The 22,042-nt window shown below is 54.1% G+C and carries 21 protein-coding genes; 8 read left to right on the top strand and 13 right to left on the bottom strand.

The window, feature by feature from the left end; translation table 11 throughout:
* Positions 1-1,767: 1,767 nt before the first annotated feature.
* The 4 genes from SIB73_RS00310 to SIB73_RS00295 form a co-directional block, all read right to left on the bottom strand.
* Entirely contained in the window at positions 1,768-2,214 is a 447-nt protein-coding gene (locus SIB73_RS00310; protein WP_413403749.1) for a superoxide dismutase [Ni], read from the bottom strand.
* A gap of 260 nt (positions 2,215-2,474) precedes the next feature.
* On the bottom strand, positions 2,475-2,711 hold the full coding sequence (locus tag SIB73_RS00305) for a hypothetical protein (protein ID WP_413403750.1): 237 nt from the start codon (positions 2,709-2,711) through the stop codon (positions 2,475-2,477).
* 1,515 nt (positions 2,712-4,226) lie between these two features.
* Complete coding sequence (locus SIB73_RS00300; protein WP_413403751.1) at positions 4,227-4,430, bottom strand: hypothetical protein; 204 nt, start codon at positions 4,428-4,430, stop codon at positions 4,227-4,229.
* A 1-nt stretch (position 4,431) separates the two neighbouring features.
* Entirely contained in the window at positions 4,432-4,644 is a 213-nt protein-coding gene (locus SIB73_RS00295; RefSeq protein WP_413439658.1) for a hypothetical protein, read from the bottom strand.
* 307 nt (positions 4,645-4,951) lie between these two features.
* Between SIB73_RS00295 and SIB73_RS00290 the strand changes: the two genes are divergently transcribed.
* The gene (locus SIB73_RS00290; protein ID WP_413403752.1) at positions 4,952-5,869 is read left to right on the top strand and encodes a DMT family transporter; all 918 of its coding nucleotides are present in this window, start codon (positions 4,952-4,954) and stop codon (positions 5,867-5,869) included.
* Between the two features lie 745 nt (positions 5,870-6,614).
* Here the strand turns inward: SIB73_RS00290 and SIB73_RS00285 are convergent.
* Positions 6,615-6,746 (bottom strand): hypothetical protein, encoded by a 132-nt coding sequence (locus SIB73_RS00285; RefSeq protein WP_413439779.1) that lies wholly within the window; start codon positions 6,744-6,746, stop codon positions 6,615-6,617.
* Here SIB73_RS00285 and SIB73_RS00280 point away from each other — a divergent pair.
* Together SIB73_RS00280 and SIB73_RS00275 are read left to right on the top strand one after the other, a co-directional pair.
* A complete protein-coding gene (locus SIB73_RS00280; RefSeq protein WP_413406582.1) occupies positions 6,709-7,002 on the top strand; it encodes a hypothetical protein in 294 nt (97 codons plus the stop codon). The genes SIB73_RS00285 and SIB73_RS00280 overlap by 38 nt on opposite strands.
* Before the next feature lie 80 nt (positions 7,003-7,082).
* The gene (locus SIB73_RS00275; RefSeq protein WP_413403753.1) at positions 7,083-7,664 is read left to right on the top strand and encodes a ferritin; all 582 of its coding nucleotides are present in this window, start codon (positions 7,083-7,085) and stop codon (positions 7,662-7,664) included.
* 321 nt (positions 7,665-7,985) lie between these two features.
* Here SIB73_RS00275 and SIB73_RS00270 read toward each other — a convergent pair whose 3' ends face one another.
* Together SIB73_RS00270 and SIB73_RS00265 are read right to left on the bottom strand one after the other, a co-directional pair.
* Positions 7,986-8,714 carry an alpha/beta fold hydrolase gene (locus tag SIB73_RS00270; RefSeq protein WP_413403754.1) on the bottom strand — a complete coding sequence of 243 codons (729 nt, stop codon included), beginning with the start codon at positions 8,712-8,714 and terminating at the stop codon, positions 7,986-7,988.
* A 25-nt stretch (positions 8,715-8,739) separates the two neighbouring features.
* Positions 8,740-9,696: an SMP-30/gluconolactonase/LRE family protein gene (locus SIB73_RS00265; RefSeq protein ID WP_413403755.1), complete on the bottom strand. Its 957-nt coding sequence runs from the start codon at positions 9,694-9,696 to the stop codon at positions 8,740-8,742.
* Between the two features lie 379 nt (positions 9,697-10,075).
* Between SIB73_RS00265 and SIB73_RS00260 the strand changes: the two genes are divergently transcribed.
* Together SIB73_RS00260 and SIB73_RS00255 are read left to right on the top strand one after the other, a co-directional pair.
* Positions 10,076-10,291, top strand: a complete 216-nt coding sequence (locus tag SIB73_RS00260; RefSeq protein ID WP_413403756.1) for a hypothetical protein — start codon at positions 10,076-10,078, stop codon at positions 10,289-10,291.
* Between the two features lie 39 nt (positions 10,292-10,330).
* Positions 10,331-10,531 (top strand): hypothetical protein, encoded by a 201-nt coding sequence (locus tag SIB73_RS00255; protein WP_413403757.1) that lies wholly within the window; start codon positions 10,331-10,333, stop codon positions 10,529-10,531.
* 301 nt (positions 10,532-10,832) lie between these two features.
* Here SIB73_RS00255 and SIB73_RS00250 read toward each other — a convergent pair whose 3' ends face one another.
* Positions 10,833-11,090, bottom strand: coding sequence for a hypothetical protein (locus SIB73_RS00250; protein WP_413403758.1), 258 nt, complete (start codon positions 11,088-11,090; stop codon positions 10,833-10,835).
* A gap of 83 nt (positions 11,091-11,173) precedes the next feature.
* On the opposite strand from SIB73_RS00250, the gene SIB73_RS00245 reads away from it, so the two are divergent.
* The 3 genes from SIB73_RS00245 to cysK all read left to right on the top strand — a co-directional run bounded on the left by SIB73_RS00245 (position 11,174) and on the right by cysK (position 14,966).
* Positions 11,174-12,331 carry a trans-sulfuration enzyme family protein gene (locus SIB73_RS00245; protein ID WP_413439657.1) on the top strand — a complete coding sequence of 386 codons (1,158 nt, stop codon included), beginning with the start codon at positions 11,174-11,176 and terminating at the stop codon, positions 12,329-12,331.
* A complete protein-coding gene (locus SIB73_RS00240; RefSeq protein ID WP_413403760.1) occupies positions 12,328-13,815 on the top strand; it encodes a PLP-dependent transferase in 1,488 nt (495 codons plus the stop codon). Before SIB73_RS00245 ends, SIB73_RS00240 begins: the two co-directional genes overlap by 4 nt.
* A 164-nt stretch (positions 13,816-13,979) precedes the next feature.
* Positions 13,980-14,966 (top strand): cysteine synthase A, encoded by a 987-nt coding sequence (gene cysK / locus SIB73_RS00235; protein WP_413403761.1) that lies wholly within the window; start codon positions 13,980-13,982, stop codon positions 14,964-14,966.
* A 70-nt stretch (positions 14,967-15,036) separates the two neighbouring features.
* Here cysK and queA read toward each other — a convergent pair whose 3' ends face one another.
* From queA to SIB73_RS00210, 5 genes are all read right to left on the bottom strand, one after another.
* Positions 15,037-16,146 (bottom strand): tRNA preQ1(34) S-adenosylmethionine ribosyltransferase-isomerase QueA, encoded by a 1,110-nt coding sequence (queA, locus tag SIB73_RS00230; protein WP_413403762.1) that lies wholly within the window; start codon positions 16,144-16,146, stop codon positions 15,037-15,039.
* Between the two features lie 15 nt (positions 16,147-16,161).
* The gene (locus tag SIB73_RS00225; RefSeq protein ID WP_413403763.1) at positions 16,162-18,057 is read right to left on the bottom strand and encodes an APC family permease; all 1,896 of its coding nucleotides are present in this window, start codon (positions 18,055-18,057) and stop codon (positions 16,162-16,164) included.
* 74 nt (positions 18,058-18,131) lie between these two features.
* Positions 18,132-19,487: a dihydrolipoamide acetyltransferase family protein gene (locus SIB73_RS00220; protein WP_413403764.1), complete on the bottom strand. Its 1,356-nt coding sequence runs from the start codon at positions 19,485-19,487 to the stop codon at positions 18,132-18,134.
* Positions 19,488-19,551: 64 nt separating this feature from the next.
* Positions 19,552-19,995, bottom strand: a complete 444-nt coding sequence (locus SIB73_RS00215; RefSeq protein WP_413403765.1) for a YlqD family protein — start codon at positions 19,993-19,995, stop codon at positions 19,552-19,554.
* 72 nt (positions 19,996-20,067) lie between these two features.
* On the bottom strand, positions 20,068-22,011 hold the full coding sequence (locus SIB73_RS00210; protein WP_413403766.1) for an AMP-binding protein: 1,944 nt from the start codon (positions 22,009-22,011) through the stop codon (positions 20,068-20,070).
* Positions 22,012-22,042: the final 31 nt, after the last annotated feature.

Below are 22,042 nucleotides of genomic sequence, written 5' to 3'. Positions count from 1 at the left end.
TGTACTAGGACTATTAATACTTGGATCCCGTCCAGAACTGACATAGCTCCGCAAACGTTGGGGATCAGGCGAAGTTGCTAGTTTAAGCCACCGCTCAACTACAACCAGCAGCGTGATTTGGTTTGGACGGTGGATTGCTCAGCTGCCACATGAGCTACATATCGGTAGGGAGAATAGGTAGCTTTACTGGCTATCACCTAGGAATTAAAAAAGTGAGCCGGTTTTTTCTCTGCGGCCCATGGCAGCAAGCAATGACTAGGCGCGACATTTGACGTGTTCAGAAATGGCGGTGCTTATTGTGCATGGCCTGATGACGCTTACTTGTCCCAAGGGCTGACACATAAGACGGCCGTAAATGGGAGACTTCAATCACCTTGTCTTTCATTAAGATCTCTTATCTATCGACAATCATGCAACGCACTGAGTCGTACACAAACACATCATCGATTTAACCCTTGAAAACCACTACCTTTGGGTCTTTTTTCTATGAGTACGTTCAATAAGCCCGTTAACAATCGCTCTATCAGTGGCCTCAACTCCGATCAGGAAAAAGCCAGATGGTAAGGACACCCTCAATCGTAAGATGCACGTCTTTAGATGTGAATTCATTCATGAATGCATGGATCCAAACTACGGAGACTATGACTGCCGCCGTTTTCAGCCTTCTGAATGAGGCACTCATCCGTAAGCCGAAGAAGCAGAACCGCTTCAGATCTTTCTAATCATGCGCAGTTCACGCCCGCCAGCAAAAACTGCAGACGCATTCAATACAAACTCCTAATTGATCATCCTGAACGAGAATTCTAATCCCCATCGATTGAGATTGCACCCGCAGATTTAGTTCAACGATTGAGCTGATCTGCCGTACATGCTGGAACTCTCGCACCTGGTAGAATTGGAACTGATTCTTGAAGCTGAGGCGCCCAGCTGCATTTAAACCAGAGTGTCGCCACCCAAATTACGCTTTTTCTCCCATTCACCTCCTTCTCTTTCTTCTGACAACCATCAAGCCTCATGGCTATTGCTAATCAATCCAACCTGCTATAGCAACTGGATGGTCTCACGCTGTTGCCATGTGGAGAAGGCACTGCATACAAGCCTCTGATCAATCCTGAAACAAATGAAAGTGTCGACGAATTCCCAAATCGAAGCTTCAGTTCTGACGAGATTTTGGAAGCCGGTGGTTTGTTCATTTGTGCCGACATCCGTACGGGCCCACACGCTGATCACCTGTTGATCTTCCATATCGATGAAAATTCGCTGTTGAAAAATGCATCGCCACTGTTGTTTTCCTAAAAACACTAGCTTGACCCTTCCCAGCAACACTGATCAATATCGTCACCAAATCACTACATAGAGATGGTAAATCTTTTCACATCAGGATAACCCACCATCACGCCATCTAAACCTTAGAGGCCAGAAAACTATCTTTTGAGTTCAAGAAATACCCTACCATAAGGCAATAAGTGGCTTATTTGACCCACATCAAGCATTCACTGTAAATGATGCTTATAAATGCATAAAACATGAACCAGAAAAGATATCCTAATTTTCTTCTGCTTGACTTCGAGGCAGGCTCGATCCCCAAATACCTGGAAATCAACGCTAGTACAGTAAAATCTGCCAAGAACTAAAATTTTGGATAATAATTAGCATTGTCACCAAAAAAGAAACTCAAAGAATTAGATTAATAACCGCAAACATTATTTTCTTAGGATGGCAACACTTCAAAGGGCGACAAAATAGTAGCCGCCCTTGCTAACCGGGCTAATCTGATTGCCTTGGGTAGTATTGCTCAAGCTCAACGATCGCCAATTTTAAATCGTCAACATGCTGGAGATCTGAATTTTGTTTTGCTTTCATCGAAGCGACGATCACGGCATGATGCTTTTTGAGCCGCTCCGTGTAATCACTTTGACTGGGCTTGACACGCTGAGTCAAAAAGTAGTCGCTAATTGTTTCTATGATTGACTGAGCGTGAGATTCCTTGTTGGCAATTGATCTTACTAGTTGATTATTGGATTGAGCATCATTCTTTCCTGAGTTCTCTTTAATAAGAATTACAGTCTTTTGGATGGTCTCAGCGTCTTCAAGCATCGAGTGAACGCGTGCATGGTCATCGTAAATACCGCACGGCAGTTGGCAATGACTGTGAGCAACGCCTGTGCTAACCAGCGCCGCTGCAAGACTGAATCCTGTGAATAGAAGTTTCATGAAGGCATTTTCCTCTGAATGAATCCGCTTAGCAATTTATCGCTTATCTGATGAAGCGTGACGACGGCCGCGAATTCCGTTTGAGAGCAGTTCGCTCAGGCTGAGCTGATGGAATATTCCAAATGGGAAGTATGAACTAACAATACGGGTGAACTGATCAATACGGGTGCGGGTTGACTCATCCGTGCCAACCCACTCAAGAGCAGCTCGCTTTACTTGACACGTCAGCCCTCGGAGGATGTTGATCCATCTGACGTGGGTCACCAGCCAAGGGCATGTGAGCTTTTAACACCTGGTAAAAGGATGGTCCGTTCTCGGCGCACCGTCGCCGGGGTGACCCCAAGATCACTCGCAATTTTGGTGATCAGTCCACGTGGCCAGATATCAGGATGCTGTTCAGCCGCCTCATAGATGGCTTCATCCAAATCAATTTTTGCAAGGCGGACACGACGGCTTTGCTCTGCAGTGAGATCGGGATTGAGGGTTGTTGCTGTCATTAGTACCACCGAGTGGAACTCCTTTGGTCTATTCCCGCCTAATCCAACTTGGAAGCTGGGAGAGCCGTACTTGGAGGTTCGGTTTCAGGTCCTTATCAGACGGCTTCTACGGGAGCAAATTTACCAACCACTACCAGTTAATGCTGAAGCTACCGACCGGCAATAAGATGTCTTGTGACAACAGCGTGATAAGACTCTGCTCGTGGAATCACGCACAACCTGAATGCAGACGGGCACAGCTGAGCATTTTGAACTGGCGTTGTGCCCAGATTAGTCAGCACTGGAGGAGATTCAGGAGGCGTACGACGAAGAACCAGTGCGATCTGTGACGACATTCACTACTGTTTTTACACCCGCACTCAAATGCTGGAGATGCAGTGGACGCAGGCATCAAAAAAGTCGGCCACATTGACCAGCCTTCTGGGATTTCTATCCCCGGGATTGCGTCACCGATGAGGCCCAAGCCTTCCTACTCTGTGCTGATCACCAGCCATCTGCCTTAAGGTCAGTCTAAACCAAACACGTTGAGAGTGTCCTGCCCTTTGCAGTTAAAATGGATTAAATCCTTTAGATAGTCGCGGGGGTAAGTCTTTCCGTCTTCTGCGTAAGGGAAGCAAAACTTATAGTAATTGAAGTTGTAATCATAAACTTTCTCTTAGAATTGGGAGAATCCACAAGACCCTTGGATCATTCTCTTGTCAGAGTCTTTCCAAGCCAAGGTGACCAAGCCTTAGTGCTTTCGGCTGAAGCGAAAGGTGGATCAATGGGCTCCGAGACAACCAGCAAAGCAGCAGCGGATGTGATGGCCGGAGTGTGGTTCGGATCATGAGTTTGCCTCTCTTAAAGCTTTCAGGGCGATTGCGGCGGCTGTAGAAGGCGAGGCGCTGCTGTTCGAGCATGTTATGAGGCACCAGGGACGCTGCCGCACTAGAACCCGACGATCAGCAGAAACCCCGCCTTGGTTCTTAGAAATTTCATTGGCCGAGCCTCAATGATCTGGAGTCCACCTGGTTCACCTCTGCTCGATTGGCGTGAAACGGCTCCACTTGAACTTGCTTTTGTTCTTGCGAGCTAGGACATGGAAAACGATTCTGAGAGAAACGGCAATAAACACCCATTAGTAAACGCTTCTATACATCCAATTCCCCAAGCTGATCAGTCCATAAACGCAGCAGACGATGAGTTCCCACTTGATAATTTCTGGCCCTATCTCAGACTCTCACCTCAGGTATGTGCTCTTAATTGCATCAAGAAGTACACCAAAAATTGCAACAAGTGCCTTGAAGAATTTCATAAAACAATTCCCCCAAGCACAGCATCACCGGGATTGATCCGGGTCACATCCACCATCCGAGCGAAACTCACCATTTTTGCTGGAAAAGCTTCCACCAGCCTGACTTCTGTGTAGTCTGCAATGTCTCTATGGAGTTATCCCTGTAGTGGTCTGGGCTACACCTGCATCGCTGGTGATGAAGATTACTAATAAATGGTCACTTTTTTCATTAAATAAATTCTTCACTCTGAAGCATCAAGACGCTTCACTTCCTCCACAAACTTCTCTCCACTATGAGAGTGCTCTCGATGTTTTTCGTTGGGATGGCTGTGTCGTTCCTCTGCACTGCCTTGCTTCAGTGGCTCTTTCTCTCGATGTACAGGATCAAGACGTTCAAGATCAGCTTTGTTTGGACGTCTGCCTGTTTGATGATGTTCGTTACTCATATCAGTTGCTCTCCTTTCGAAATGAGGCTGGCCCCTGGTCTTTCATGAGTTCACTTGTTTCGTTATCAATTTTCTTGAGTGCTTCATCGTTAATAGTATTTGTTGACAAGTGATTCACGCTGCGATCTCGCTCTACTTCGACGTTAAGCGAACCAGCTTTAGTGCGATGTTGCTGATCACTCTCGTGACGCTTCGCATCTTGGCTCTGATTCATAGGGGTGAATTCAACTCTCCATTACATAGCCAAACCTGGATCCACTGCCCTTTTTTCTCATAGACCCTTAAGAGATGCCAGTAATTTGCTCGGCTATACCAGAGCTTGTGGTTTTCAACGCTTCCACCCGCTTGACTTCTGAGTCGTTACGCACAAACACCTGTGAGAACCCTGCGATGGGGAGTCATGAGCTTTTACCCCATGTAATGACGTAATTCAGCAGACGTTCCAGGGGCATGATCTTTCAAACAGCAACTCTTCGCTACATTCAGCCAAGGATCTGCCATTGCGACTTTGAATTAATAATATGATCTCTGCGTTAATTTTTGCACTTTTCATCCTACTCCGCGGTTCGGAAGGAAATGTGCTGAAAATACTTCAACAGACAGGTGGCGAACAAATCAGTTTTTGTAATGTCTTCTTTTTTTCGAGCTTGATCACTGGTCTGTTTATGTTGACGATTGATCGTGTGAATGTAAAAACGCAGATTCGGCAATTATCACTACGAGACAGAAAACTTCTTTTTTGGCAGGGGTTTTTGGGGTATTTCCTAGGGCCCGTCGGTTTCTTTCTTGCACTTGAGCATCTAAGCGTTGTTGCTCAAACTCTGCTTTTTAGCCTCACAATTCCACTGTCAACACTTGCCGCGAGAGTATTCCTTCATGAAAAACTTCCAAGACAGTTTACTTTTTCCTTAATTCTAATTTGTCTGGGTGTTTTCGTGGGCAATCAAAGTGGAAGTGGTGTAGTGACTACACTCACGTCAGGACAAAAAATGATGGGTTTTATCTGGGCAGCAACTGCAATTCTTTCATTTGCGATAGGTGGAATTTTAAACAGTGTTTGCAATTTTAGAGGTATGGGAGTTGGTCTTACTGTTGGTCTTGGCAGCACTTCATCTGCTTTGGTTTTCGCAGTTTTAGCGTTGCTGTTTTACGGACCTCAACATTTCATCGCTCTTCAGACATGGTGGGTGCTAAGCGTTATTGGACTTTATGGAATTACTATTAGTCTTGGCAGTCAGTGGACTTTGATGCTGAGTTATAAATTTCTTGGAGTAGCGCAAATAAGTTTATGGAGCTCTTTGACAATTGTGGTCGCCCTTCTGGGTGCCAATTTGATGCTAGGAGAACCCATTGGCATCAAAGCATTCAGCGGAGCAATTCTAATTTTATTGGGTTTAACAATAAATCAACTTAGCTCTCGTCAATTAAACCAAAGGTGAAACTAATTTTTGTGCGCAATTACTCTCACTGGAAGGTGACTGAAAGCAATACGAAACCCTTGAAGGGGAAAGCAGGGCAGTTTGTCAGTACTGATCCATCTCCCGACAAAACAACTCAGATCAATCACGCCCCGCCCAGTGCGGGGTTTTTTATTGATGATCAGTTCCAATCGACCAACTTTTGCATCATCATTAAAGTCTTGAATGTTTTATGACATAGCCAGCACATTACGAAAACTTGAGTGTGCAAGTACTTATTTCGGCGCTATCAAGAAGGCAACAAGACGAACAAATTCTCTTTCATGTTAACTCAACGACAAGAAGAACAACTTTTCAAAGGGCAATTCTAAGCTTCGTACCTTTTTTTCCGCTTGTCTATCACGCGTATGAAATCGCCCTCGTAGCCAAGACTATCCAAAGTCCGTCACTGCTATCTTTTTCCTTGCTGATTGTCATAAATATGTCTCTGAGACTGCCCTACATGCGACGTGTAAATAGGCTCGTATTTTTGTAGGTCGCATCTGTATGGGTCATGAATATTTTTATTGTCACTTTTCCTGATAGCGTTATATGAAAACTAATCAATATATCAAAAAGATCTTATTTTAAAACCTTCGTAAAGCTACAGGCCTTGCCTCGTAGCACGAAACCTAGATTCGTTTCAGAGGCCGGATTCATCTCGCAGCCACCCCCTACTTGAGGGGTTGATCGATGGTGGTTCCGATCCCATCAAGCGGTTACTGAACTAATCGGTAGCCGCTAGAAGCAGCTCCAACTCTCCAATTCCGCAGTTACAGCCATCCCGCTCGCCATCACATGGCTCCATGTTGGGATGCCCCTTGGCACAGGACTCAGAGCAGAAATGCTGCCCGCCAATCCTAATTGACCTCGATTCTTCAACGCTGCGCTTGCAAAGCGAGCAGTCGCATAAAAGAAAAACTTCAATCATCACACAACTCTCGGTAACAACTCGTCAGGTCTATTACATTCAGGGCATCGTTTCTTTGGCGGCTTACCGAACACTTAGCGTTAACTTATCGAAACTGATTCTCAGCAGCAGATTTGCACTCCTGATTGTGATTCTCAAAAACATATTCGCAGTTCTTGAATGTGATTCTCAAAAGCATATCTGATCCACTAATGTTCGGTTTTTACGCATATCTTTCGCTTTTTTGTGATCTAGAACTGATTCATCCCTTCCAGAGGAAGAGACATGACAGCTTCACAAATCCAAGCCCCCATCACTGTCCCCACCGGTCCCACAGGCCGTGCCATGGCTGAGCCCATGTCAGCCGAAATGCTCGACCTGATGGAAGCCCATCTCAACCTCGAGCGTCAGTCAGCTGCTGATTACTTCGCTGCTGCTGTCTGGTTTGCTGAGCGTGAGCTGACCGGCTTTGCCGAGCATCTCCGTGATGAAGCCAAGCAAGAGGAGCAGCATGCCGCCAAATTTGCTGACTATCTGATCAGCAGAGGACAGCATCCTGTGCTCGACACTCTTGAGCCATGCAGGACGGAGTGGACGAACGTGGAGCATGTCATTGCCACTGTCTTCCGCATGGAGGCTGATGTCACCGCATCGGTGCTGCAGCTTTATAAAACTGCTGAAGAGGACGTTGACCGCCGCACCACGGTGTTCCTTGATCCCATCGTTGATGATCAACGTCTCTCCGAGCACAAGGCCGCTTACCTGCTGGGTCGCGTCAAGTTCGCTGCAGGCAACCCTGCTGCCGTGATGATCATCGACGCGGAACTGAGAGAGGGCGAGGCCGAGCCCGCCAAGCTTGAAGGCTGATCCACCCTCTGTTCATTCAGCTCAAAGTTCAACCTGCCAACTCCATCCAACAGCCCCGCCCAGCGCGGGGTTTTTGCTGGGGCTTACCCAACGATCAATATCCATCTCTTCAGGGTTTCATTGACACAAAATCTGCGTGCAGATCAATACTCAGCTTCCTGTATGTAGGTCGAAATGAAACGCGCAGACGCGGGCATTGAGACTCTTTGCAAAGGCCCCTCACAGTCCTCTCAGATCATGAAGCAGAACAATCATCAAAGTGACAGGAAAAAACAAGGGGAAAATTATCCAGAACTCAGGACAAGTGAGTTACTTTACAGATCAATGTTCGAAGTTCGAATGAAGCCATTGCTCAATGGTGTCGCCAACAGTCTTAGGTCTTTCCCAGATTAAATTATGCCCACATGAATCAAGGACTGTCGTTTGGACAGACTTGCATCCTCTGAGGCATTTGAATTGATCATCTGGATTGAGCAGCGTATCTTCAGCGCCTGCTATCGCAAGTACAGGAGATTTGATGCCAGAAATGCAATGATTGACATTGGGATGATCCAATATGGCTTTGGTTTGTCTGAGGAAGACTTCAGGACCGATTCTGTTGACCATTGATGCCCAGCGATTCGCCATGGCATCCCTCGACTCTGCTTTTACAAATCCCTCTGCCACGAGTGGCTTAAATGTGTCCAACGTTTTCCCGGCTCTAATCTGGTCATGGAGGTCTTGCACGATTGCAAGGTACTCCGAAGGCGCTTCGGTCCATGACGAAATCAGCACTAAGCCTTTGACCTGAATTCCCAACCTATTGGCCACTTCCTGAGCAACCCAGCCACCCATTGAAAAGCCAATCAAGAGAAGGGCTGAGTCGGGATAGCGCTGAACAACTTTTGCTGACATTTTGTTTAATGAAGTCTCCGAGGTGAACACTTCACATGTTGTATGAATAATACTTTCACTACTGTCTAGAACATGAGCTAATTCCAGCATCGAGTCGATATCACAACCGAATCCAGGCAACAGAACTGCCAACGGTTTTGAGTCGCCTGAAGCCATTAAAATTCACATTCCATGAAATGAATTATCGCTCCATGAAGTGAGCAGCAGGCACGCCGTTGACACCAACTTCTGCCATAAAGATATCGCCGGCATGGGGCATGGAGGCCAGGTCTTCCGGGCCAAGATCGTAGGCAGCAGTCGTAATGAACAACCTGTCAAACGCAGGTCCTCCAAAACAACAGGAAGTGACCAACGAACACGGTAGTTCAACTGTTGCCAGATGACTGCCGTTTCTGGGATTCCAGCAGGTCACAGCACTTCCTCCCCAAAGGGCAATCCAGAGCATGCCGTTACGATCAATCGACATCCCATCTGGCGAAGAGTTCCACTCGGAGGGGATTTGAATGCAAATATCTCCGTCACCCATTAAATCACCATTTTCCGCAATCAAGAACCGCTTAACCTGCAGAGTTGGTGTATCGATATAATAAAAATATTTTCGATCTGGTGACCAAGCAAGTCCATTGGAAATGGTGACTCCTTCAATCATTGGAGTGGAATCGAAAGATCCATCTAACCTCCAAAGAGATCCTGCATTAGGCAAAAAATCATAACGAAGACTTCCCGCCCATAACCTTCCCCAGGGATCACACTTTCCATCATTAAATCGATAGCTGGAACGATTCTCCATAGGATTATTCAACGAAGTAATTTGTCCGCTGTCAGGATCAATCATCTTGAATCCATCTGATGTTGCAGCCAATAAATTGCCTTTGCTCGTTGGCACGACACAACCCACATGAAAAACCGTATCTATGAAATGATTATTTTTGGTCTGAGGGTCAAACAAGCCAATACGAGAATCCTCGATATCAACCCAGATCAAAAGTCCACGTTCATCCCACCAGTGGGGACCTTCCGCAAGACGAGCCCCGACCTCAAGAATGCATTCTGCTGAATAAACTTTTACATGTTCTTTCACAATGTCTACCCACTGAAGCCGCAGGCCAATTCTGACAAAACTTTCGAAGCATGTCATGCATGCGAGTGACTCTCCAGAGCTCTCAAGGCAGCCTGCTCGACATTAAGGCTCTCAGTCAATACAGAAGCCGGGGCGGAGATTATTTGCCCTTTGGTGACTCATCAAAAATCATTGGGCTCAAAAAAACACCCCCTAGTCTCGGAGCCAAGGAGTTATTGCAGAATCCAAATCATTACGCATTGTCCTGATTCAACCAGACCCTTTGATCACAGCCCCTGGCCATGTCTGGCATCAAAAAGCCATGCCCTTCCTCTTTCCAGTGGTTGTTGATACAAAAATCACAAGCTTTGCGTTCTTGGGTACGTGAATGATCCTGAAGTCATTAAAGACATTTGGTCATCAAGGCTCAGCCCATGCTGATGCTTCAGTTAATTCCATGACTGGAACCATGAACCTCCAGAAGCGCTACACGGTCAGATATCGAAAATCCAACTGGAAAAGGATCGAAAGCTGCTACTACGCAGGTGATGCATTTGAAGCCAAACGTCTGGCCACTGAGGCTGTTCCGTTCATCCGCGACCATCCCCACTCCATTGAGCTGATCCGTTGCGAGGATTCAAAGCAGATTGAGTCGTTCGCTGGAGTCGAATAGCGATTCCTGGCTAGGTGTGAGGTATCTGATCCCATCGCCATGTACGAAGTTCTGATGGTCGCTCAGCTGCTTGCCCAGGATTCCGGGTTCCAGCAGTGGGTCGACAGTCGTGACCCGGAAGAGCTCTGTCAGCTTTACTCAGACAAAATGATTCCCGACACCATGCTCCCAGGTGGTCGTGATTCAAGCCCGTGCGGGGCAGAAACATTCGACAATCCCATGAATTACGTCATCAAATAAGCGATTCGTCGTTGGGTAATCCAGCTTCCGCCAGCACTGTGAAAGCAGACCCGATCCAACAGAACACATCCAGCAATTACTATTGACTGCCATGATCAGTTTGCATCTATCAAACAACTTCATTTAACATCTTTATACCAGACTGTTAACAATTTATTCAGCCGCTGCCTTCACCAGCAGGAACAACGAAACCATCGAACATTATGCTGATATTGATGTAACAGTGCCTCCCACAGATTGGATGACGGCATTGAATTTCTTTCTTTGCAACCATTGTTGTTATGGCTGCCTGGCGGGTGTCTCAGCGGATCAGATTCGCCTTGAAAAAGCCGAGTCCAAGACCAAAACCTTTGGGCTTGTCTTCCAGAAATGTGATGGCCAGCTCAAAATCCATCAGTCCTTCCTGCTCGATGAGATCACGTGGCAGCTGCCCCTCACGCTGTTCCAGATATCGAGCATGAATCTGTTGTTTGTTCTCACCCAGAAACGTGACAATTTCGCTGAGCACGTGATCACGCCACTCATCCTTGTGGCTTTGTGGCACTGAAGTTTCAGCCAAGGCTCCGGATCACAGGTCGGGCACGACGCTAACGGCGACAGGCAGCCTGTTTCCTAGCGTTGAGACCTGATCGCGGCCATCACTTGCAGCGCCAAGCTCCAACACCAGCCGATGCCACCCGGGCGATTCATCACGGGGAGAGCTTTGCGGAGGAAACGGGCACCGTGATGCCGCCGATCTACTCCACATCGACATTTGCACACGGAAACCCCGGTGGTTTCGATTACACCCGTTCAGGCAATCCCAACTTCCGCATCCTTGAAGGCGTGCTCGCTTCGATGGAGCACTGTGAACATGCCACCGTGTTCGGCTCGGGAGTGAGCGCGATCACAGCAATTGCCTCAAGTCTCAGCCAGGGAGATCTTGTGCTCTGCGAGGAAAACCTCTACGGCTGCACCGTACGCCTGTTTGAACAGGTTTTCGCCAAATTCGGGATCCGCACCGAGTGGGTGGATTTCACTTCACCCGAGGCTGTCTCAAGCATTGCGGCTCGAAAGCCCGCCATGGTCTGGTTGGAAAGCCCCACCAACCCACTGCTCAAGGTGATCGATCTGAGGCAGGTCTGCGCAGCAGCCAAGGCCATCGATGTTCCCGTTGTGGTGGACAACACCTTCGCCACCGCCCTTGTTCAACGCCCGCTGCAGCTTGGAGCCACCCTCTCACTCACGAGCACAACCAAATACATCAACGGGCACTCCGACGCCCTCGGCGGCGCGGTCTGCACCGACGATCCGAGCTGGCAACGGAAGATGGTGTTCGCCCAGAAAGCCCTTGGCCTGCAGCCTTCACCGTTCGACTGCTGGCTGATCACCCGCGGCATCAAGACCCTGCCTCTGCGTCTCAGACAACAAATGGCCAATGCGGCCGCCCTGGCGGATCATCTCGCCGACCATGCCCAGGTGAACTGGGTGCGATACCCCCATCGCCGCGATCACCCCCAACACGTGACTGCGATGCAGCAGATGAGCGCAGGCGGCGCCATCGTCACCATTGGAGTGGAGGCCGGCCGCGAGCAGGCCTATGCCGTGTGCAAGGCCCTGCACTGGTTCACCATGGCCGAAAGCCTCGGCGGCGTGGAGAGCCTGATCTGCCATCCCGCCACGATGACGCACGCATCGGTATCGACAGAGGTCAAACAGAAGCTGGGTATCAGCGATGGCCTGATCCGTGTTTCCGTGGGCTGTGAAGACGCCTCGGATCTGGTAGCAGATCTCGACCAGGCACTTTGCTTGCTCCGATGAGTACGCGCGACCTGCTCCGAGATCCCTGCTGGCAAGGCACCGATCTCGGCCACCCTCTTCCCGATGCCACCCATGCCGTTTCGGTGGCATTGCCTCGATGGAACGATGTCATTGCCTACGAGGAACAGGATCCAGCCTGCCGCGCGGCTCTGCGTGCGGTCTATCCCCGATTCGGTCAGCATCCGCTGGTGGCGGAGTTGGCCGAACGCGCACTGACTGCGTCCGACATTGCCACCTCCAGGGGAGCGAGCAGCTGGCCGTATCCGAACCGCGCAACGGCTGAAGCCGCTCTCGCTCACTGCAGGAAAACGAGGCCTGCAGGAGAAACAGAGCTCACCGGGATTCATGGAGTCACCTGCCTGATTGCCGATGCGGCCAGCACTCCTGCCGCGAAAGCCTTCTGGCAACACACGGGCCTTGGAGCGTCCTCCAGGCAGGCTGCCATCGCCCTCGGTCAAGAGCAGAACGCCAGCGCTTCCGCAGTGGAGAACGCTCGCAGCAAAGTGCTTCGGCGGCTGACGCGGATCTATAGCTGCGAAGGAGATGCGATCAGCCTGCACCCATCTGGCATGTCGGCTCTGCACCGAGCACTTCAACTGATTTCAAGCATTCGGCCCGACAGGCCTGTGCTGCAGATCGGTTTTCCCTATGTGGATGTGCTCAAGCTGCCCCAGGTGGTCTTCAACGGAGCCGAACTGCTGCTGGAAGACAGTGCGGCCAGCGTGAGCGCCGCCCTGGAGCGCATGCAACCTTCAGCAGTGGTGGTGGAGCTGCCCGGCAACCCCCTGCTGCGTTGCATTGATCTGCCAACAATCGCCGAGCTTGCCCACCGGCAGGGCATCCCAGTGATTGCCGACGACACCATCGGCTCCGGGGTCAACATCAACGCGTTGCCCCACGCCGACCTGGTGTTCAGCTCGCTCACCAAAAGCTTCGCCGGCCGTGGGGATGTTCTTGCAGGAAGTCTGGTGCTGAGTCACCACTCGCCCTGGAGAGATCAGCTCGCTGCAGCAGCTCGTTCCCTGAGACCACTGGCGGGTCTCGCTGACAACGATCTCATCGCCCTCGACCAGGGCAGTGCAGACGTGATCGAACGGGTGCATCAGCTCAATCGCAACACGCTTTTGATGGCTGAACGCCTTCGCGATCACCCCGCCGTGAAGACGGTGTTTCATCCCGGTGAATGCAGACACTTCAAGGCTTTGCAACGTCCCGGTGCAGGCCATGGTTGTCTGCTGTCCTTTGAACTCAAAGGAGGCACGCAGGCAGCGCGGCAGGTCTACGACGCACTGGCGGTCTGCAAGGGTCCGAGTCTCGGCACAAGCTTCACGCTGGTCTGCCCCTACGTGCTGCTCGCTCATTACGAGGAGCTGGCCTGGGCGAAACGCTGCGACGTGCCATCCCATCTGCTGCGCGTTTCCGTGGGGCTGGAAGAACCACAGGATCTCTGGGAGCGGTTCCTGCAGGCTCTGGAGAGCGCATGAGCAAATCGACGGTTGGCTGACGGCCCAGAGGTGGCCTCAGCCGACTTGTTATCTGATGCGTTGCACGCTGCTTCATTGACAGAGTTTGAACAAGCTCTTAAGAGCAAGACACCTGAGAGAGAGTCTCACTAAATTGCCAAAACTGGCCATTTCTCTACTTCCTCATGTCCCGCGTTTACGCCGATAACAGCCAGGCCATCGGTAATACCCCCCTGGTGCGTCTGAACCATGTCACCAAGGATTGCAAAGCCACCGTTCTCGCCAAGATCGAGGGCCGTAATCCCGCTTACAGCGTGAAGTGCCGCATCGGCGCCAACATGATCTGGGATGCGGAGAAGCGTGGTGAACTCACCGAAGGCAAGGTGATCGTTGAGCCCACATCAGGCAACACCGGCGTTGCTCTCGCCTTCACCGCAGCGGCTCGCGGTTACAAGCTCATCCTCACCATGCCCGAGTCGATGTCGATCGAACGTCGTCGCGTGATGGCTGTTCTCGGAGCTGAGATCGTCCTCACCGAAGCCGCCAAGGGCATGCCAGGCGCCATCGCCAAAGCCAAGGAGATCGCCGCAACCGACCCCGGCAAATATTTCATGCCTGGTCAGTTCGAGAATCCCGCCAACCCCGAGATTCACGAAAAGACCACTGGTCCTGAGATCTGGAACGACTGCGACGGAGCCATTGACGTTCTCGTGGCCGGAGTGGGCACCGGCGGCACCATCACCGGCGTCTCCCGTTACATCAAGAACGGCAAAGGCAAGGCGATTGAATCCGTTGCCGTGGAGCCCAGCCACAGCCCGGTGATCACCCAGACCATGAACGGTGAGGAGGTGAAGCCAGGTCCACACAAGATCCAAGGGATCGGCGCCGGCTTCATTCCCAAGAACCTTGACCTCTCGGTGGTCGACAAGGTGGAACAGGTCACCAACGACGAGTCGGTCGAAATGGCTCTGCGTCTGGCCAAGGAAGAGGGCCTGCTGGTGGGCATCTCCTGCGGAGCCGCAGCTGCCGCCGCCATTCGTCTGGCCAAGCAGGATGCCTACGCAGGCAAGACCATTGTGGTCGTTCTCCCCGATCTGGCGGAGCGCTACCTCTCTTCGGTGATGTTCGCCGACGTTCCGACAGGGATCATTGAGCAACCCGTCACCGCCTGAAGCAAAGCGGTGGCAAGCCAGTCAGCCCCGGATCACCGGGGCTTTTTTCATGCCTGGCTGTTGAGCCAGCTCAGGGCGTCACGTCTGGAAGCACTGCATCCGGAGCGATCCACATGGCATCACCGTAGGAATAGAAGCGATAGTCCTCCCGGATGGCGATCTCGTAGAGCTCAAGCAATCTGCTGCGTCCGATCAGAGCGCTGACCAGCAGAAGCAACGAGCTCTTGGGCAGGTGAAAGTTGGTCAGCAGACCCTGCACCACTCGAAAACGAAAACCGGGCTGGATCACCAGATCAACGGGACCCTTCAGAGGTTGCAGGCTGCCGCCTGCAGCAGCGGCAGCACCCTCCAGTGCCCGCACGCTCGTGGTACCCACAGCAATCACACGCCCTCCTCGCCGGCGGCACGCGACTACAGCACTCACCAGCTCAGGAGTCACCTCCACCCATTCGCTGTGCAGACTCAGATCGGTGAGATCTTCGGTCTCTACCGGCCGGAATGTGCCCAAGCCAACGTGCAGGGTCACCGTGGCCAGCTGAACGCCACGGCCGCGGATCGCCTTCAACAGCTCATCACTGAGGTGAAGGCCCGCCGTTGGAGCAGCAACAGCGCCTGGCCGGGAGGCATAGCGGGTCTGATAACGCTCTTGATCCGACTGGTCATGGCGTGTGATGTAGGGCGGTAACGGCACCTCGCCGTAGCGCGACAGGAGCGTTTCGATCGCTGCAGCATCGATGTAATCCACTGGGAACTGAATGATGCGGCCGCCACTGGCACCATCCGCGGCGACCACCTTCAGAGGAATGGGCTCCTGCTCAAGGGCTTCGAGCCAGATCTGATCACCGGGCTTCAATTTCTTGCCGGGTCTGGCCAGACAGAGCCAGCGGCCTTCGCCGCGAGGCTCCAGCACCAGAAGCTCCGCCAGACCGCCACCGGAACGCCTCACCCTCAGACGCGCCCGCAGCACACGCGTGTCGTTGACCACCAGCAGGTCGCCAGAACGGAGTTCCTCCTGCCAGTCCCACACCTGACGATGCATCAGATCCTGCGCAGGCCTGCTCAGGGCAGGTGCCATCAGCAGTCGGGCTGCATGGCGAGGCTCCATGGGTGCCTGGGCGATGCGCTCCTCGGGCAGGCGGTAGTCGTAGGAGCTGAGTTGAAGATCCCTTGGATCCACCACAACGCTTGAGCGTGATCAATCCATGCTGCCTGAGGGCAACCTGCCGTCCTCGCTGGCGAAGCGAGGAACGAAATAGCGCACAATCGAGAACACCCTGCTCTGGTCGGTGGAAAGCGCCTCAAACAGACTGCTTGAGCGCTGGTTGAGCAGAGCCACATCCAGTCGGTCCCTGGGAATGGCCACAGGCATGACCACCGTGGTGGTGCGCTCGGGATGCTGTTGCTCCTGCTCCATCACGAAGTCACAGAAAGGATCCAGCAGCGAGCTGTATGGGCTGTCGAGCAGCACCAGCTCGAGAGCACCGGTGTCTGTGCCCGCATAGCGATCCCACATCTGGCTGAGCTTGCCGGCGTCCTCTCCCTTCTGCACCACCATCACCGCCGTGACCGAATCGGCGAACGAACAGGCGTAGCGCAACGCCTCAAAAGACGGCTGCGTCACACTCGCCACCCAGACAATCGCATGGTGACCGGTGGGTGGATCACGGGGAACCAGCTTCAGTGACGACCCATCAGGGTCCAGGGCGAGAGCAGCGAAGATCTCCCGGTAGCGCCGGCGAATCAAAGCCAGTCCCCAGACCAGCAGGGGGATGGCAATCACCACGGTCCAGGCCCCCTCATCAAATTTGCTCACCACAATCACCACCAGCACAACGAAAGTGGTGATCGATCCGAGCGCATTCATGGCCATCCGCCCCTGCCAGCTCTCTCCGCGAAGCTTCCACCAGCGACAGACCAGGCCCAACTGCGACAGCGTGAAGGCGGTGAAAACGCCAAGGGCATAGAGATTCACCGCCACTGTGGTGTCACCCCGGCAGATCACGATGATCAGCGCCGTGATCGCCACGAGAACACCGATCCCATTCTGGTAAACGAGCCGATCACCCAGCAGCTTCATCTGCACAGGCAGGCAGTGGTCTTCCGCCAGCATCGCCGCCAGACGAGGGAATCCTGAGAAAGCCGTGTTCGCTGCCAGTACCAGAATCAGCAGCGTTGAGATCTGCAGGATCCAGTACAGAACACTGCCGTTGCCGAACACGCGCTGGCCGATCTGAGCCAACACGGTGATATCGGGATTAGGTGCGACTCCATAGATGAAGCCCATGGTGCTGACCGCAAGGAACATGGTCGACAGCAGAACAGCCATCACCAGCAGGGTCTTGCGGGCATTGGCGGGAGCAGGCTCCTGGAAAACCTGAACACCATTGGCGATGGCTTCAATACCGGTCATCGCTGAGCAGCCGGAGCTGAACGCCCGGAGAATCAGGAACAGGCCGATTGGCTGCAGCGCAGCCGTGAGCGGAGGGGCTTCGGGACTCCAGCCGTGATGAAAGGTGAGGTCCTTGAGCCCAGCAACCGTGAGCAGAAGAATCATCACCACGAAGGAATAGGTGGGAATCGAGAACACCCGACCCGCCTCCCTGACTCCGCGCAGGTTGGCCCAGCCCACAAACACGAGCAACATCAGGGCGATCGGAACCTCGTAGGCCAGCAGGGATGGATCCAGCGACGACAGCGCCTGGGTTCCCGCCATCAGGCTGACGGCAGCCGTGAGGGTGTAGTCGATCAGCAGAGCAGCGGCAGCCACCAATCCCACATTGCGTCCGAGATTGTCACGGGCCACCACATAGGAACCGCCGCCATTGGGATAGGCCGAGATCGCCTGCCTGTACGACAGCACCACGATCGTGATCAAAGCGATGATCGCCACGGTGATCGGCAGGGAGAGCCTCAGAGCGGCACTGCCTCCCAGGATCAGAACGCCAAGCGCAGCTTCGGTGGCATAGGCCACGGATGACAGAGCATCCGAGGAGAGGATGGGCAGCGCCTGAAGATTGGGAAGTCGCTCATCCTTGGCACTGGAACGTGGCAGTGGACGGCCAAGCAGGCGTGAAAAGGACGGAACAGACACAGAGCGACCATCACCGCTTCAAGAGTGGCAAGGTTCGCTGTGCTCGGCAGATGAGTGTCGTCCGCTGACCTGGTTCAGATCGCCAGACTTTCAGGACGGTTTTCAATCAATTCCGCCAGATCCTTGAGGAAGGCAGCCCCGTCGGCGCCGTAGATCACACGGTGATCCGCCGTGAGATTGACCTGCATCTGCCGCTTCACCGAGATGGACCCATCCTTTCCAGCCACAACGGCAGGTCTTGAAGCGGCCACCGCGAGAATGGCACCGGTGCCGGGAGGAAGGATGGCATCGAAGCGATCCACCCCGAACATGCCCAGATTGGAGAGTGTGAAGGTTCCTGTGCTGTATTCCTCAGGCTGCAGCTGTTTGCTGCGCGAGCGCTTCACCAGATCCCCCCACTGACGGGACAGCTCATACAGATCGGTTCGATCGGCATGACGCAGCACTGGAGTGATCAAGCCACCGTCTTCCATCGCCACGGCAACAGCCACATTCACCTCGGCGGGATAGCTCATGCCCGCAGCAGTGGTTGCAGCATTCACCTGCGGATGCCGGGCCAGTGTGACCGCAACGGCTTTGGCCAGAAGAGCCGTCATCGTGACGCCCTTGGGCTTCACCTGCTTGTAGAACGCATCGAGTTGGTCGGTGGTGATCGTGTAACCCACCCGGAAACAGGGAACAGCGAGGCTGGCTTCCATGTTGCGGTTCACCGCGCCCTGGAGCGTGTTGAAAGGCACGGTGTCGCCAGGACGGCCAAAGCTGTTTCCGGCAGGGGAGCTGGGAGCCTGGACGGCATTAGCTGTTCCAGCGCTCACTGCAGCGGTGGTGCCTTCCCCGACCAGGGGCACACTGACGGGACGACCGGCGGCGCGCTCCACGTCCTCGGCCTGAATTCGACCATTGGGACCACTGCCGCGGATCCCAGCAAGGTCGACCCCCATCTGAGAGGCCAGTTTCTTGGCCCTGGGGCTCACAATCAGCCGACCGTTGCTGGGGGCTGCGACGGCCGGAGCTGGAGCTGATGCAGCAGCTGGTGCAGCGGCAATGGGAGCTGGAGACGGAGCAGAGGCGGGCGCGGGCGGTGCAGGAGTGGGCGGTGCTGTCGGCGCGCTGGTTGGAGCTGCAGGAGCGGCCTGGGCCGATCCACCTCCACCCGGTGACTTGGCCTGAGCCTCGGCGAGCTCAGCCTCGGTCTCGACGATCAGGCCGATGGTCTCGCCCACAGGAGCTGTGCTGCCGGCGGGCATCAAAACAGTGGCCAGGTAACCCTCGTTGAAGGATTCGACATCCATGTCGGCCTTGTCAGATTCGACCACAAGCACGGACTCGCCTCGGCCAACCTTGTCGCCGGGGTTTTTGAGCCACTCAACGATCTTCCCCTCCGTCATCGTGGAGCTGAGGGCAGGCATGAAGATGTCGTGGGTTGCCAAAACCGTCTCCAGAGGGGCTGACTAGAAAAATCTTACGGGCCGGCATGCCGGCCCCCATCAGCGCTCAGCCCTGCTGAATCGACTCGATCACACCGTCGCGCACCACCACAGCAACCTGCATCTTGCTCACCAGGTTGTCGCCGACCTGAATGTCGCAGAAGCTCTCAAGCTGACCCTGATCCACGATCTGTTCCATTTCAAGCTCGCGAACCTGGGCCTGTTGCTGGAGCATGTTGCGCTTCTGTTCTTCAAGCTCGGCCCGCTTGGCAGCAACCTGCTGCTGCACCTGCGCCACCTGCTCCTGCACACGGGGATCAAGAGGGTTGGCACTCTGACGACGGACATCGTCCACAACCTGCTGACCCTCCTGCTCCAACTGAGCCAGTTGCTGGTCGGTGGTGGCGATGCCGGCGCTCAGCTCTCGCTCGGCCTCTTCCTTCCATGCCGGGGTGACCACGGCACGGATGGTGATGGATCGCTTGATCGACAGAGTGGTGCCGTCGGACATTGGGGCGGGGAATCAGCGCCAAGCGTCTCAGCCCCGCGCCGGATGGTCAACCCGATGCTGGCGCGTGGGCTTTCAGCGGCCATACAAGCTCTCAATCGATGAGCGATCCCGTTCAGTGATCCGATCTCGGCGTTGCTTGAGCGTCTGGGTGAGGAGACCGTTCTCGATCGAAAATGGTTCCACGAGCGCCACACCGGCAAGACGCTCATCAGCCCTGGATCCGACACGATCGGCCAGCAACCGGTTCAGCTCCCCGCGCAGCAGCTTGAGCAAGCGCTGATCACCGGGATGACCGCCCAGATCATCACCTGGATGGCAGCCCTGGGCAATGGCCCAGGCCTTGATGGCGTCAGCCCGCGGCACCACCAGGGCCCCCAGTTGGCGTTCGTCCTGCCCGACCAGCATCACCTGCTCGATCAGAGGGCTGGAGACCAGCGCCTCCTCCAGTGGCCCCGGCTCGATGTTCTCTCCGCTGCTGAGCACGATCGTGTCCTTGGCCCGGCCGGTCAGAACAACGGATCCATCGGGGAGAAGCATGCCCAGATCCCCCGTATCGAACCAACCATCGGCATCCAGAACCTTGGAGGTGGCCTCAGGCTTGCCGAGGTAGCCACCCATCACCTGAGGACCACGCACCAGGACCACCCCCCGTTCACGGAACCCAAGCGGCGCCCTGGTTTCGGCATCAACGATGCGGAACTCTGTTTCCGGAAGAGGCAGACCGGAACTGCCGCGGATGTTGCGCCATGGCCTCCGGCAACTCACCACCGGACTGGTTTCGGTGAGGCCGTAGCCGACCAGCAGTTCGATGCCAACCGCTTCAAAGAAGGAGTCAACATGCGGAGCAATGGCCCCGCCTCCGTTGATGGGGTAGCGCAGTTCTCCACCACTGAGCTGCTGCCGCAGTTTGGGCCAGATCAGTTGGGAAGCCAGTGCATGGGCTGGCCAGCGACTGGTTGCCTCTGCCGCAGCCTTGAGCCGGTCGCGCCTGCGCAGGGGTTGGATCATCAGATCACGGCTGCGGCGCCTGGCGAGGGTATAGGCCGTGCTGTTGGCTAGAGCTGCCCTCAACAGACGCTGACGGGATGCAGGAAAAGTCTTGACGGCATCTTCAAAGCCGGCCTGCACCGCTTCCCACAACCTGGGAACCGTGGCCATGATCACCGGTTTGACCCGTGGCAGATCCTTCTTGAGCTGCTTGATCGTGGTGTAATTCTGCGAACAGGCACAGGAAAAGAAGTAGTACTCAGCGCTGCGTTCATAGGAATGCCAGATCGGCAGAACGCTCAACACCGGTGATCCAGGTTCCGGACGGGTGACACAGGCGAGGCTGCGCATCTGATGCAGGAGGTTGGCGTGCGTGAGCGGCACCCCCTTGGGCCGGCCTGTCGTTCCGCTGGTGTAGAGGATCGTGGCCGTGGTTGCTGAAGCAGAAGCGCGGTCCCGACCTCTGACTGGATCAGGCGCGTCCTGGCCATCGGCAAGGGCGAGAAAAGACTGGAAATCAAGCGCTCCGCCAGGAGCAGGCCCTTCAAGCACAAGCACAAAGCGCAGACGCTCCTGCAGCTCCGCCGGAAGCTGAAGACGCTGCAGCAGATCAACGGTCTGCACCACCAGCGCGACGGCCGCCGAGTCTTCAAGGATGTAACGCAGCTCTTCAACTGGTGCGGCGGCCCCGCGCACCGCATCAATGGCGCCTGCACGCATCAGACCCTGATCGGCCACCAACCAGCGCGGACTGTTCTCTGCGAACAGGCCCACAACATCGCCGTTGCCGATTCGCAGACTGCGGAATGCGGCAGCAGCTTGATCGATCCGCTGCGCCAGCTGTTGATAGCTGAGGCGTTCCGGATGGGCGGCATGGGGAGCATCAACCGCCAGCACATCACCGTGATGGGATTGGAGCCAGGGCCAGATCTGATCCACACGGCCGAGGCTTTGAACATGGGCCTGGCGGGCCAGAGCCGCCTGCTCGCGGGAGGTTGCATGCCAGGTGGATTGGGCGGCGGCAGTCACGGGAAAGCTGTGCAGTCGCCCAGGCCTATCA

Origin of the sequence: Synechococcus sp. MIT S9509, from assembly GCF_047303035.1 — a bacterium.
Taxonomy (GTDB): Bacteria; Cyanobacteriota; Cyanobacteriia; order PCC-6307; family Cyanobiaceae; genus Synechococcus_C.
This window is presented reverse-complemented; position numbering and strand designations above follow the sequence as displayed.

What these genes read in the sequence shown, in the direction of transcription:
- SIB73_RS00290 (WP_413403752.1), top strand. Translation starts at nt 4,952, where the DNA reads ATGATCTCTGCGTTAATTTTTGCACTTTTCATCCTACTCCGCGGTTCG.
- SIB73_RS00275 (WP_413403753.1), top strand. Translation starts at nt 7,083, where the DNA reads ATGACAGCTTCACAAATCCAAGCCCCCATCACTGTCCCCACCGGTCCC.
- SIB73_RS00215 (WP_413403765.1), bottom strand. Translation starts at nt 19,995, where the DNA reads ATGTCCGACGGCACCACTCTGTCGATCAAGCGATCCATCACCATCCGT.
- SIB73_RS00300 (WP_413403751.1), bottom strand. Translation starts at nt 4,430, where the DNA reads ATGAGTAACGAACATCATCAAACAGGCAGACGTCCAAACAAAGCTGAT.
- SIB73_RS00240 (WP_413403760.1), top strand. Translation starts at nt 12,328, where the DNA reads ATGAGTACGCGCGACCTGCTCCGAGATCCCTGCTGGCAAGGCACCGAT.
- SIB73_RS00295 (WP_413439658.1), bottom strand. Translation starts at nt 4,644, where the DNA reads ATGAATCAGAGCCAAGATGCGAAGCGTCACGAGAGTGATCAGCAACAT.
- SIB73_RS00305 (WP_413403750.1), bottom strand. Translation starts at nt 2,711, where the DNA reads ATGACAGCAACAACCCTCAATCCCGATCTCACTGCAGAGCAAAGCCGT.
- SIB73_RS00255 (WP_413403757.1), top strand. Translation starts at nt 10,331, where the DNA reads ATGTACGAAGTTCTGATGGTCGCTCAGCTGCTTGCCCAGGATTCCGGG.
- SIB73_RS00260 (WP_413403756.1), top strand. Translation starts at nt 10,076, where the DNA reads ATGACTGGAACCATGAACCTCCAGAAGCGCTACACGGTCAGATATCGA.
- SIB73_RS00310 (WP_413403749.1), bottom strand. Translation starts at nt 2,214, where the DNA reads ATGAAACTTCTATTCACAGGATTCAGTCTTGCAGCGGCGCTGGTTAGC.
- SIB73_RS00270 (WP_413403754.1), bottom strand. Translation starts at nt 8,714, where the DNA reads ATGGCTTCAGGCGACTCAAAACCGTTGGCAGTTCTGTTGCCTGGATTC.
- cysK (WP_413403761.1), top strand. Translation starts at nt 13,980, where the DNA reads ATGTCCCGCGTTTACGCCGATAACAGCCAGGCCATCGGTAATACCCCC.
- SIB73_RS00265 (WP_413403755.1), bottom strand. Translation starts at nt 9,696, where the DNA reads ATGACATGCTTCGAAAGTTTTGTCAGAATTGGCCTGCGGCTTCAGTGG.